The following is a 12,759-nucleotide window of genomic DNA, read 5'->3' as shown; positions in this document are numbered from 1 at the left end:
TTTATATAATAATGAAAAAAAATAAAATAAAATTTAAAGAATTTAATCCATTTAAAGAAAACTTGGAAGGAGAATATCTTATAGAAGCATCTGCAGGTACCGGTAAAACATTTACTATTATTATAATATATTTAAGAATGCTTTTAGGATTATATCAAAAAAATAACAACGTTATTCCTTTAAATGTAGAACAAATTTTAGTAGTAACCTTTACAGATATTGCAATACAAAATTTATGTAAAAGAATAAAAAAAAGTATCCATATGCTATATATTGGATGCATAGAAGGTAAAAGTAAATATCATGTTATAAATAAAATTATAAAAAAAATTAAAGATCGAAAAATAGCTATTACTTTATTATTAAGAGCTGAATTGAATATGCATAATGCATCTATTTATACAATACATGCTTTTTGTCAAAAAATTTTAAATTTAAAAAATTATGAATTTCAAAATTTTTTTTTCAATAAAAAAATAATTAGTGATGAATTAATTTTACAACAAAAAGCATGCATAATTTTTTGGAGAAAGTATTTTTATAATTTACCAAAAAAAATAATTAAAATAATTTTTTTTTATTGGAAATCTCCTAATGATTTATTAAATTCATTAATCCCTTTTATAACAAAAAAATCAACACTAATAGAATATCACTTTAAAAATATTAATATATTAGAACAATTTAATAAAAACATAAAATATATTAATATAATAAAAAAATTTTGGATTAAATATGAGAATATTATAGTAAATACTATATGTAATTCTAATATTAATAAACATATTTATAATAAAAAATTAATTAATAATTGGATAAAGATTATTAGTTTATGGAGTTCTATAAAAACCATAAATAATTATTATCCTACACAATTATTAAGATTTTCTCAAAAAATTTTAAATGAAAAAACTATTAATAAAGAAAAAATACCAAAACATACCTTATTTAAAATAATAGAAAAATTTTTAAATAAAATTATTAATTTAAAAATTTTAATAATTTTAAAAGCAATAAAATATATAAATCAATATATAATTAAAGAGAAAAAAAAAAAAAAAAGATAAGTTTTAATGATTTATTAAATATTTTAAATAAAGAATTAAATGGTATTTCAGGAGATCAAATATCTAAAGATATAAGAAATTTATTTCCTGTTGTTTTAGTAGATGAATTTCAAGATACAGATCAACAACAATACAATATTTTTAAAAAAATATATATGAATCAATCTAAACATATTATTTTTCTAATAGGGGATCCTAAGCAATCCATTTATTCTTTTAGAGGTGCTAATATTTTTACTTATCTACAAGCTTCATCTGAAATTAAAAAATGTTATACATTAAAAAATAATTGGCGTTCATCTAGTACAATGGTTAATAGTGTAAATAAATTATTTTCAAATAGAACAAATCCTTTTTTATTTAAAAATATAATTTTTCGTCCTATTTTTTATACAATAAAAAAAATAAATTATCATTTAATTATAAATGATAAAATAAAATCTGGTATTACTTTTTGGTATATTGACAAAGAAATTAGTATAAATTTATATAAAAAAAAAATAGCTCATCAATGTGCATATAAAATATGCAAACTAATAGTTTTAGGTCAAAAAAATAAAGCATTTTTATATAAAAATGGAAAAAATAAGAAAATTACTATTTCGGATATAACTATTTTAGTTCGTAATCGTTATGAATCTGATATTTTACAAAAAGAATTTATAAAATTTAATTTACCATCTATTTATTTATCAAAATTTGATAATATTTTTGAAACACAAGAAGCAAAAGAATTATTTTTATTATTAAAATCTATTTTAGAACCTAATAAAAAAAAAAGAATAGTAAATTTTTTAGCAAGTAAATTATTTAATATAAATTTATCTTATTTTGATAATGATAAAAAAAAATATTTTATTAAAAAAATAATTTATAAATTTACTAAATATAATTATATTTGGAAAAGAAAAGGTATTCTCAATATGTTAGAAACAATCTTTTTAAAAGATTTTTTTTTGTTACAAAAAAATAATTCTGATTATATTAAAAAAAAAATATCAAATATTTTATATTTAGGTGAATTAATACAAAAATCATGTTTTAATATAAAAAATAATAAAATAATAGTAAAATGGTTATTAAAACAAATTACATATCCTAATAAAGATTTATTAAATAAACAAAATAAATTACATAATGATATTAATAAAATAAAAATTATGACAATACATAAAGCAAAAGGATTGCAATTTCCTATTGTTTGGTTACCATTTATTTCTTCAAATACTTTAGATTCAATAAATAATAATGGTATAATTTTTCATAATAGAAAAAATTTTGAAATAAATATAGATTTTAAAAAAAAAGATGAAAACGTAAAAGCATTTTTAGAAGAATCACTTTCTGAAAATTTAAGATTATTATATGTAGCTTTAACAAGATCTATTTTTCATTGTAGTATTGGAATTTCAAATATAAAGTTTAATAGTTTAAAAGAACAAAACTTATATTTATCATATAATACTTCTTTGAATTTTTTAATTAAAAATAAAAATAATACTTCTAATATAAATTTAAAAAAAATTTTAAATAATTTAAAAAATAAAGATATTTCAATTAAAAATTTAAAAAAAAAAAAAATTATAAAAATGAATAAAATTTATAAAGAAGAAATAAAAAATAAATATTTACTTAAATTTAAAAATCAAAATTTTAATTATAAAAACAAAATTTTATTAAGTTATTCACAAATAAAAAAACAACAAGATACCTATCTTAATAACTTAAATAATAATTATAAATATAAATTTTTAAATTTTAATAAAAAAAATATAAAAAAATCACAGTTCAATTTTCCTATTGGGAAAAATATAGGTATTATAATTCATAGTATTTTAGAAAAACTAAATTTTACAAAACCTATTATAAATAATTTAATTAAAAAAGAATTAATGAAAAAAAATATTAATTCTTCTTGGAATATTTTATTAATAAAATGGTTAAATAATATTTTACAAACTCCGTTAGGTAAAAATAAGATTATTTTAAGTAAAATAAGTAATGAAAATAAAAAAACAGAATTTGAATTTTTTTTGTCAATAAAAAATTTTTTTTCTTCTGAAAAATTTAATAATATTATAAATAAATATGATTTTATTTCTAATAAACTTCCTAAATTAAATTTTCAAAAAATTAAAGGATTTTTAACAGGAATAATTGATTTAATTTTTTTATGGGATAAAAAATATTATATTATAGATTATAAAACTAATTGGTTAGGTTATAGTAATAAATATTATCAAAAAAAATATCTTAAAAAAGATATATGTTTAAATCGTTATGATGTACAATATCAAATTTATACTTTAGCTTTACATAAATACTTAAATTATCGTATTGTTAACTATAATTATGAAAATAATTTTGGAGGAATTATATTTTTATATATTAGAGGAATACATAAAAAAATAAAAGGTGGTATTTGGGAAATCAAACCATCTTACAAATTAATTAATGAATTAAATAAATTATTTTATTAATTTAATTATAATAAAATTTAATAATAAAAAATATGTATAATTTTTTAAAAAAATTATGTAAAATAAAAATTATTCGTTTAGTTGATTTATATTTTTCCCTTATATTTGTTTCTAAAAAAAATAAATTTTTAATGTTTGCTATTGCTTTACTTAGTAATAGTATTGGAAAAGGAAATACTTGTTTACCAATATCTAAGTTATATTTAAAAAAAAATTTTAAAGATAAAAAGTATTCATTTTTATTAAAAAAAATACAAGAAATTAATAAAATTATAAATTGGAAAAAAATTTTATTATCTTATAAGGATATTATTAGTAATGGTGAAAAAATTACTCCTATTATTTTAGAAAATAATTGTTTATATTTATATAAAAATTGGAATGAAGAAAATTTTATAGTTAATAATTTTATTAAAAATAACTATATTTTTATAAAAAAAAGTAAAATTAAAAACATATTAGATTTTTTATTTAAAAAAAATGAAATTTTACAAAAAACAGCTGTTTTCTCTTCATTAACACATAGAATTAGTATTATAACTGGTTCTCCAGGAACTGGTAAAACAAGTATAATACCAAAAATAATTTATACATTTATTAAAATTTTTTCAAAATCTTTAAAAATAAAAGTTGCGGCTGCTACAGGAAAAGCATCTGTTAAATTAACAGAATCTATAAATAAATTTTTTAAAAATATTTCTAAAGAAAAAATGAATGAAAAAGAAAAAAAAAATATTCCAAGTAAAGCAACTACCATACATAGTTTATTAAAATTAAATATGTATACAAAAAAAACTATATTTAATAGTACAAATATTTTAGATGTAAATCTATTAATAATAGATGAATCTTCTATGATAGATTCTAATTTAATGTATATTATTTTAAAAAAATTACCTTTAGAAGGTCATTTAATCTTATTAGGGGATGATTATCAATTACCTTCAATAGAATATGGAAATATTTTTAAGGATTTATGTTTTTTTAAAAAATTTTTTTTTACACAAAAATATTTTTCTTTATTAAAAATAATTACTAATAATCAAATAAAAAAAAATTTAAAAAAAAATAAATTTTTTTTTCGTAATTTTATTACTGTTTTAAAAAATAATTATAGATATAAAAATAATTCAGGAATTAATAAATTAGCAAAATTAATAAAACAAGGAAATATTTTAAAAATTAAAAAATTATTTTTGTTAAAAAAATTTAATAATATAAATTATATTAATATTTTAAATATAAAAGAATATGAATTAATGATACAAAATTTCATTAATGAATATGAAAAATATTTTAATTATTTAAATAAAAATAATAATGAAAATAATAAAATTATAAATAAATTTAATAATTATCAAATAATATGTGCTGTAAAAAATGGATTATTTGGTACAAAAGAAATTAATAATCTCATAGAAAAAAAACTTTTTAATAAAAAAATAATCAGTAATAATATAAAAAATAATAATTGGTATATTGGTAAACCAATTATTATTACACAAAATGACAATTTTTTAAATTTATTTAATGGTGATATTGGTATCACTTATTTAGATAAAAATAATCAAAAATTAAAAGTAAAATTTTTATTAAATGAAAAAAAATGTACGATAGTTGATATTAAACATTTACCAGCACATGAAACAGCATATGCTATAACAGCACATAAATCTCAAGGATCAGAATTTAAAAATATTTCTTTAGTATTACCAAATAAACTTTATCCTTTATTAACAAGAGAACTAATTTATACTGCTATTACACGATCTAAAAAAAATGTAACAATTTATAGTAATAAATTAATTTTCTATAAATCAATAAAAAGAAAAATACAAAGATATTCTAATCTAAAAAAAAAAATAATAAATTATATGAAATAATTTATTAAAAAAAATTTTATTAAAAATTAATTTTTTCTTTAATACGAGCTGCTTTACCTGTTAATTGACGTAAATAATATAATTTTGATTTTCTTACATAACCTATTTTTTCTATTTTAATAGAATTAATTATTTTAGAATATAAAGGAAAAACTCTTTCAATTCCAATTCCATTGGATAATTTTCTAATAGTAAAAGAACAATTAAAACTATTTTTTTTGGTTATTGAAATAACAGTTCCTACAAAATTTTGAAGTCTTTTTTTTGAACCTTCAACAACCCATATTTTTATTTTTAATGTATCTCCAGATCTAAATGAAGGAAATTTTTTATAATTTTTAATTTGTTCTTGTTCTATGTATTTAATAATATTATTCATTTTTTTACTCCAAAAAATTATTTTTTTTTAAATAAGAATTTTTAAATTCATTAAATAAAATTTCTTCTTTTTGAGTTAATTTTTTTTTTTTAAATAAATCTGGTCTTTTTAACCAAGTAATTCCTAATGATTGTTTTAATTTCCATGTTTTTATTTTTTTATGATCTCCTGATAATAATACAGAAGGAACTTTATTTTGTAACAAATTTTTTAATTTTTGAGGACGAGTATAATTAGGTGAATCTAATAAACCATTATTAAAAAATGAATCAGTATTTCCTGACGATATTTTATTTAATACTCCAGGAATTTGTCTTACTAATATATCTATTAAAACCATCGCAGGTAATTCTCCACCACTAACAATATAATCTCCTATAGAAATTTCTTCATCTACAAAATTATTAATAATACGTTCGTCTATACCTTTATATCTACCACAAATTAATATTATATTTTTATATAACATTAATTTTTTAATTAAAGAAATATTAATTTTTTTACCCTGTGGAGATAAGTAAATTAATTTAACATTATTTTTCATCTTTAATTTTGCTCGATAAATAGATTTTATTAAGGGTTCTGCTTTTAATATAACACCGTCTCCTCCTCCATAAATATAATCATCGACTTTTCTATTTTTATGATCAGTAAAGTCTCTAGGATTAAAAAAATTAATATTTAATAATTTTTTTTTTATACTTTTATTAATTAAACCATAATCAAGAATTGTTTTAAACATTTCAGGAAATAAACTAATAACATTAATCCACATAATAATTTTTTTATACCGCAAAATTATAAATACCAATCTGTTATTATATAATTATTAATTAAATCTATCTTTTTTATTATCTTATTTTCAATAAATGGTATTAATATATTTTTTTTATTCATATCTCTAGAATTAGATTTAATGATAATAATATCATGAATTTTTGTTTCCATAATATGACTAACTATACCAAGATAAATTTTTTTAATATTAATTACTCTACATCCAATTATATCATTCCAATAATATTCATTTTTATTTCTATATTTAATTAAATTAGATTTAAATATATAAATTTTATAATTAACAAAACTAATTATATCTTCATTTTTATAAAAATGATTAATTTGAACAATATAACTTTTTTTTTTAAAAATATATTTATTAAATTTTAAAAAAAAAATTTTTTTTTTATTATCTAAAATAAATAAATTTTTATAAAAAAAAATATCTACCTTATTTTGAGTATAAGAAAATAATCTAATCCATCCTTTTATACCGTAAACTTTACCAAATTTTCCTAAAATTATCTTTTTTTTTAACATAATTTATCTATTAATAAAAATAAAAATTATTTTAACAAATTACATACCCTTTTTGAAAGAACAGCACCTTTAGATAACCAAAAATTAACTCTTTCTTTATTAAAAGAAATTTTTTTTTTACTTTTATTTATATTAAATGGACTAAAATAACCTAATTTTTCTATAAAACGTCCGTCTCTAGCATTTCTATTATCTGTAACAATTATTTGATAAAAAGGTTTTTTTTTTATTCCTTTTCTAGATAATCTAATTATAACCATAATTACTTTCCTTATATTTTAAATTTTAAAAAAATTTCTTTCCTAAAAAATTTTTTATATTTTTAATTATTTTATGTATATTACCATTTTTTTTCATTTTTTTAGTAATTAATTTCATCTGATTATAATGTTTTATTATAACATTTATTTTTAAAATAGAAATACCAGATCCAGAAGATATTCTTTTTTTTCTAGAAAAATTAATTATATCAATATTTTTTTTTTCTAAATTAGTCATTGAATTCATTATAGTTTTTATATTCATAATAGTTTCATTATCTATATTAATAATATTCATTATAGGATGTGTAGAATATTGTATATTATTTAATTTCATTTTTTTTAGTAAAAAATTAATGTTTTGGCTTCCTATTTGTTTTATTTGTTCTAATTGATCTACAAAATCTTGCAAATTTAAGTGATTTTTATTTTGTAATTTTTGAATTAATTTTTTATTTTTTTTTAAATTAATTTTTTTTTGTATATTTTCAATAACAGATAATTCAGAAGACATCCCTAATATTTTAGATACAATTTTCTCAGGAGAAAATATGTCTATATTATTAATTTTTTCTCCAGTACCAATAAATTTTATTGGTTTTTTTATTATATATTTAACTGATAAAATTGCTCCTCCTCTAGTGTCACTATCTGCTTTAGTTAAAAAAATTCCTGTTATAGGTAATAATTCATTAAATTTTTTAGCACTATTAATTGAATCTTGTCCTGTCATTGCATCAATAACAAATATTGTTTCTATAGGATTAAGTATTTTATGAATATTTTTTATTTCTTCCATCATTATATTATTAATATGTAATCTTCCTGCTGTATCAACTATGATTATATCGTAAAAATTAATTTTAGCATAATGTAATACTTTTTTAGATATTTCTATGGGAGATATTTTTTCATTTATATCAAAATAATCTATTTTTACACTTTTTGCTAAAATTTTTAATTGTTGTATAGCTGCAGGTCTATATATATCAGTTGATACAACAATAATTTTTTTTTTGTATTTTTTTTTCAAAAAATATGATAATTTTATAACACTTGTTGTTTTACCTACTCCTTGTAATCCAGTAAATAATATTACTGCAGGAGGTTGAGTAGCTATATTAATACTTTTATTTGAAGAATCCATTATTTTAATTAAATTTTTTTTTACTAATTTTATAAATTCTTGTCCTGGACTAAAACTATTATTAATTTTTATTCCAATTGCTTTTTTTTTTATTTTACTAATAATTTTTTTAATAACTTCTAAAGCTACATCAGCTTCTAACAAATTTATATAAATTTCATTTAAAGTTTCTTTTATGTTTTTTTCTGTTAAACGTCCATAATTTCTAATTTTTAATAATGTTTTAGATAATTTTTTACTTAAGTTAGCAAACATTTAAATTCCTCATATATAATATAATTTTACATTAAATTTAAAATTAAAATTTTAAATAACTAATATAAATTCCATTTAATATTTTAAATTTATAATTATAGAAATAAAAATATTTTATTAAAATAAAAAATAAAAAATTTTAAAATAAAATATTTATTATTATAATTTTAAAATATAAATTTAGTATATATAAATTATAAAAAATACATATGATAAATAATAAAAAATTAGAAATAATTATTAATAATAAATTAAATTTAAAATTAAATATAAAAGATTATGTTCCAAATGGATTACAAATAGAAGGTAAAAAATATATAAAAAATATTATAATGGGAGTAACTGCTTGTCAAAAATTATTAAATTATGCTGTTAAACTTAAAGCAGATGCTATTATAGTACATCATGGATATTTTTGGAAAAATGAATCTCCTATTATAGGAGGTCATAAAAAAAAAAGAATATATACAATTTTAAAAAATGATATCAATTTATATAGTTGGCATTTACCTTTAGATTTAAATTCTGAAATAGGAAATAATGTTTATTTAGCAAATTTATTAGATATAAATATTCATGGTAAAATAAATCCTTTTGTTTTTTACGGATACTTAAAAAATAAAATTAATATAAAAGATTTTATTTTAAAAATTACAAATAAACTAAATCGTATACCATTACATTTTGGTAAAAATAAATCTAAAAAAATTAATAAAATAGCTTGGTGTAGTGGAGCTGGACAAAAATTTTTTGAAGAAATAGTAAATTTTAATATAGATGTTTTTATTACGGGAGAAGTATCAGAGATGAATGTACATATTGCAAGAGAATATGGCATACATTTTATTAGTGCAGGACATCATGCAACTGAAAAAGGAGGTATAATTATGTTAAGTAAGTGGTTAAAACAAAAATTTAATTTAAAAACTAATTTTATAGATGTATATAATCCAGTGTAAAATATATTTATATTATATAAAATTTTTTTATAAAATATTTTCATTATTTTAAAAAAATTTTTATTTTAGAATTTAATATTTAAATAAATTATTAAAAATTAATAATTTATATAGTTTAAAGGAATTATTTTGAATAAAAAATTAAACCTTATAGCACTTACATCATTAGTACTTAGTTCTATGTTAGGTGCAGGAGTATTTAGCTTACCTCAAAATATGGCAGCAATTGCAAGTCCTATTGCATTAATTATAGGATGGAGTATTACTGGTCTCGGAATTATTTTTTTAGCAAAAACTATGTTATTATTAAATCAATTAAAACCTAATTTTCAAGGAAGTATTTTTGCATATGCTAAAGATGGCTTTGGTAAATTAATTGGTTTTTATTCAGCATGGGGTTATTGGTTATGTGCTGTAATTGCTAATGTCTCTTATCTAGTTATTGTATTTTCCGCTATAAGTTTTTTTATTGATACTCCAAGTCATATTTTTTTTGGAAATGGAAATACATGGCAAGCTATATTAGGGTCCTCTATTTTATTATGGTTAATTCATTTTTTATTACTTAAAGGAATAAAAACTGCATTTATTATTAATATAATAACAACATTATGTAAATTAATTCCTTTATTTATTTTTATATTTTTATCCATTATTGCTTTTAATTTAAAAAAATTTAATATAGATTTAATGGGAATTAATTTAAATATTCCCATTTTAAAACAAATAAAAAATACTATGTTAATTACTTTATGGGTATTTATTGGTGTAGAAGGTGCTATTATTTTATCTTCTAAAGCTAGAAATATTAAAGATGTAGAAAAATCAACATTTTTAGCCATAATAATTACATTATCTATATATTTATTAGTAACATTATTATCTTTTGGTATTATGAATAGATTAGATTTAGCTAATATGAAAAATCCATCTATGGCAGGAATTATGACAATATTAATTGGTAAATGGGGTAATATATTTGCTATATTAGGATTAATTATATCAGTCTGTGGTTCTTATCTTAGTTGGACAATTATGGCTGCAGAAGTCCCATGTATAGCTGCAAAAAACAAAATATTTCCAATAATAATGTCTAAAAAAAATCAAAATAAATCTCCATCATATGCTTTATGGTTTACTAATATTAGTATACAATTATGTTTAATGTTAATTTGGTTAACTAAATTAGATTATAATAATCTATTAACTATTGCATCTGAAATGATATTAATACCATATTTTTTAGTTGGAGCATATTTATTTAAAATATCTATAAAAAAATTTAATAAATATAATTTATTTATTAGTCTAGGTTCTTGTATTTATACTATTTGGTTATTATATGCCGCAGGATTATTAAATTTATTATTTTCATTAATTTTATATACTCTTGGTTTAATATTTTTAATTTTAACTAAAATAACTAATAAAAATATTTTATTATTAAATAATAAAGAAAAATTTTATTGTTTTATTTTATTGATAATATCTTTTTATGCTATTTATTTTTTAATAAAATAAATTTTAATAAATATATATAGTATAATTACATGACTGTTATATAAATTATATTTATAACAGTCATTAATTAATAAAATTATAATTTAAAATTTTTAAATTTTTTAATATCTACTGTAGAATCAACTTGTCCTATTAAATAAGAACTTATCTCTACTTCTTGAGGTGCCATTTGAACATTATCTGATATTAACCAAGAATTAATCCATGGAATAGGATTTTTAGTAATTGAAAATGGACTTTTTAATCCAACTTTATTCATTCTAATATTAGTAATATATTTAATATATTTACATAAAATATTCTTGTTTAAACCTATCATAATTCCATTAGAAAATAAATATTCAGCCCATTGTTGTTCTTGTATAGAAGCATCAAGAAATAATTTGTAACATGTTTTTTCGCATTCAATAGCAATTTTTGCCATTTCCTTATCTTCTATTCCTTTTTGCATAATATTAAGTATATACTGAGTACCAATCATATGTAAATATTCATCACGAGCTATAAATCTAATAATTTTTGCATTACCTTCCATTAATTCTCTTTCAGCAAATGCAAAAGAACATGCAAAACTTACATAAAATCTAATAGCTTCTAAAATATTGACACTCATTAAACATAAATATAATTTTTTTTTTAAATTATATAAACTAATTACAATTTTTTTTTTATTTAATCTAAAAATTCCTTCTCCAAATAAATGCCAATAATTTGTTAATTCAATAAGTTCATCGTAATATTTAATAATATCTTTTGTTCTAAGAATAATATTATTATTAGTAATAATATCATCAAAAATTATTGATGGATCATTTACGATATTTCTAATTATATGGGTATAAGATCGAGAATGTATTGTTTCAAAAAAAGACCAAGTTTCTACCCATGTTTCTAATTCTGGTATAGAAATTAATGGTAATAATGCTATATTAGGGCTACGTCCTTGAATTGAATCTAATAAAGTTTGATATTTTAAATTACTAATAAATATATGTTTTTCATGTTTTGGTAAATTTTGATAATGTATACGATCATATGATATATCTATCTCTTCCGGTCTCCAAAAAAAACTTAATTGTTTTTCAATTAAATTTTCAAAAAAATTATATTTTTGTTGATCATAACGAGAAATATTTACAGATTGACCAAAAAACATAGGTTCTTTTAATTGATTATTTTTTTTATTAGAAAAAGTAGTATAACTCATGTTATTATCCAAATTATTATTAAAATTTTAGAATTAAAGTGTACATGCTCCGTTGTTGCAAATACTATTTTTTTCTAAAATATTTTCATTTTGAATATCTTTTGCTCCATCTCTTGTATTTTGATAGTATAAGGTTTTAATACCTAATTTATATGCCATTAATAAATCTTTTAATAACTGTTCCATAGGAATCTTATTATTATAAAAACGAGTAGGATCATAATTTATATTTGTAGAAATAGATTGATCAATAAATTTTTGCATTATACCAATTAAATTTA

General features: G+C 17.4%; 11 protein-coding genes and 1 pseudogene. 5 read left to right on the top strand and 7 right to left on the bottom strand.

Annotation, left to right across the window (positions count from 1 at the left end; all coding sequences use genetic code 11):
• Nucleotides 1-11 precede the first annotated feature (11 nt).
• From GJT91_RS02305 to recD, 3 genes are read left to right on the top strand one after another with little or no spacing between them, the layout of a single operon-like run.
• Nucleotides 12-1,067, top strand: a complete 1,056-nt coding sequence (locus GJT91_RS02305) for a UvrD-helicase domain-containing protein (protein WP_168868578.1) — start codon at nt 12-14, stop codon at nt 1,065-1,067.
• A complete protein-coding gene (recB, locus tag GJT91_RS02050; RefSeq protein WP_168868626.1) occupies nt 1,064-3,547 on the top strand; it encodes an exodeoxyribonuclease V subunit beta in 2,484 nt (827 codons plus the stop codon). The genes GJT91_RS02305 and recB overlap by 4 nt, the downstream gene beginning before the upstream one ends.
• 32 nt (nt 3,548-3,579) lie before the next feature.
• The gene (recD, locus tag GJT91_RS02045; protein ID WP_168868577.1) at nt 3,580-5,430 is read left to right on the top strand and encodes an exodeoxyribonuclease V subunit alpha; all 1,851 of its coding nucleotides are present in this window, start codon (nt 3,580-3,582) and stop codon (nt 5,428-5,430) included.
• A gap of 19 nt (nt 5,431-5,449) precedes the next feature.
• Here the strand turns inward: recD and rplS are convergent, their stop codons facing one another.
• Genes rplS through GJT91_RS02020 form a run of 5 tightly spaced genes read right to left on the bottom strand, consistent with a single transcriptional unit; the run spans nt 5,450 to nt 8,791 of the window.
• On the bottom strand, nt 5,450-5,809 hold the full coding sequence (rplS, locus tag GJT91_RS02040; RefSeq protein WP_168868576.1) for a 50S ribosomal protein L19: 360 nt from the start codon (nt 5,807-5,809) through the stop codon (nt 5,450-5,452).
• Nucleotides 5,810-5,813: 4 nt separating this feature from the next.
• Entirely contained in the window at nt 5,814-6,584 is a 771-nt protein-coding gene (gene trmD, locus GJT91_RS02035) for a tRNA (guanosine(37)-N1)-methyltransferase TrmD (protein ID WP_168868575.1), read from the bottom strand.
• 23 nt (nt 6,585-6,607) lie between these two features.
• Nucleotides 6,608-7,129, bottom strand: a complete 522-nt coding sequence (gene rimM / locus GJT91_RS02030) for a ribosome maturation factor RimM (RefSeq protein WP_168868574.1) — start codon at nt 7,127-7,129, stop codon at nt 6,608-6,610.
• 26 nt (nt 7,130-7,155) lie between these two features.
• On the bottom strand, nt 7,156-7,389 hold the full coding sequence (gene rpsP, locus GJT91_RS02025) for a 30S ribosomal protein S16 (RefSeq protein WP_168868573.1): 234 nt from the start codon (nt 7,387-7,389) through the stop codon (nt 7,156-7,158).
• A 25-nt stretch (nt 7,390-7,414) separates the two neighbouring features.
• Nucleotides 7,415-8,791: a signal recognition particle protein gene (locus GJT91_RS02020; protein WP_168868572.1), complete on the bottom strand. Its 1,377-nt coding sequence runs from the start codon at nt 8,789-8,791 to the stop codon at nt 7,415-7,417.
• Nucleotides 8,792-9,003: 212 nt separating this feature from the next.
• On the opposite strand from GJT91_RS02020, the gene GJT91_RS02015 reads away from it, so the two are divergent.
• Both GJT91_RS02015 and GJT91_RS02010 read left to right on the top strand, forming a co-directional pair.
• Nucleotides 9,004-9,750 (top strand): Nif3-like dinuclear metal center hexameric protein, encoded by a 747-nt coding sequence (locus tag GJT91_RS02015; RefSeq protein ID WP_168868625.1) that lies wholly within the window; start codon nt 9,004-9,006, stop codon nt 9,748-9,750.
• Between the two features lie 129 nt (nt 9,751-9,879).
• Complete coding sequence (locus GJT91_RS02010) at nt 9,880-11,271, top strand: basic amino acid/polyamine antiporter (protein ID WP_168868571.1); 1,392 nt, start codon at nt 9,880-9,882, stop codon at nt 11,269-11,271.
• A gap of 76 nt (nt 11,272-11,347) precedes the next feature.
• Here GJT91_RS02010 and nrdB read toward each other — a convergent pair whose 3' ends face one another.
• The gene (gene nrdB / locus GJT91_RS02005) at nt 11,348-12,478 is read right to left on the bottom strand and encodes a class Ia ribonucleoside-diphosphate reductase subunit beta (RefSeq protein ID WP_168868570.1); all 1,131 of its coding nucleotides are present in this window, start codon (nt 12,476-12,478) and stop codon (nt 11,348-11,350) included.
• 33 nt (nt 12,479-12,511) lie between these two features.
• A pseudogene (locus tag GJT91_RS02000) lies at nt 12,512-12,759 on the bottom strand (ribonucleotide-diphosphate reductase subunit alpha); the annotation flags it as partial.

Origin of the sequence: Enterobacteriaceae endosymbiont of Donacia semicuprea (genome assembly GCF_012570535.1) — a bacterium.
Lineage (GTDB): Bacteria > Pseudomonadota > Gammaproteobacteria > Enterobacterales > Enterobacteriaceae.
This window is presented reverse-complemented; position numbering and strand designations above follow the sequence as displayed.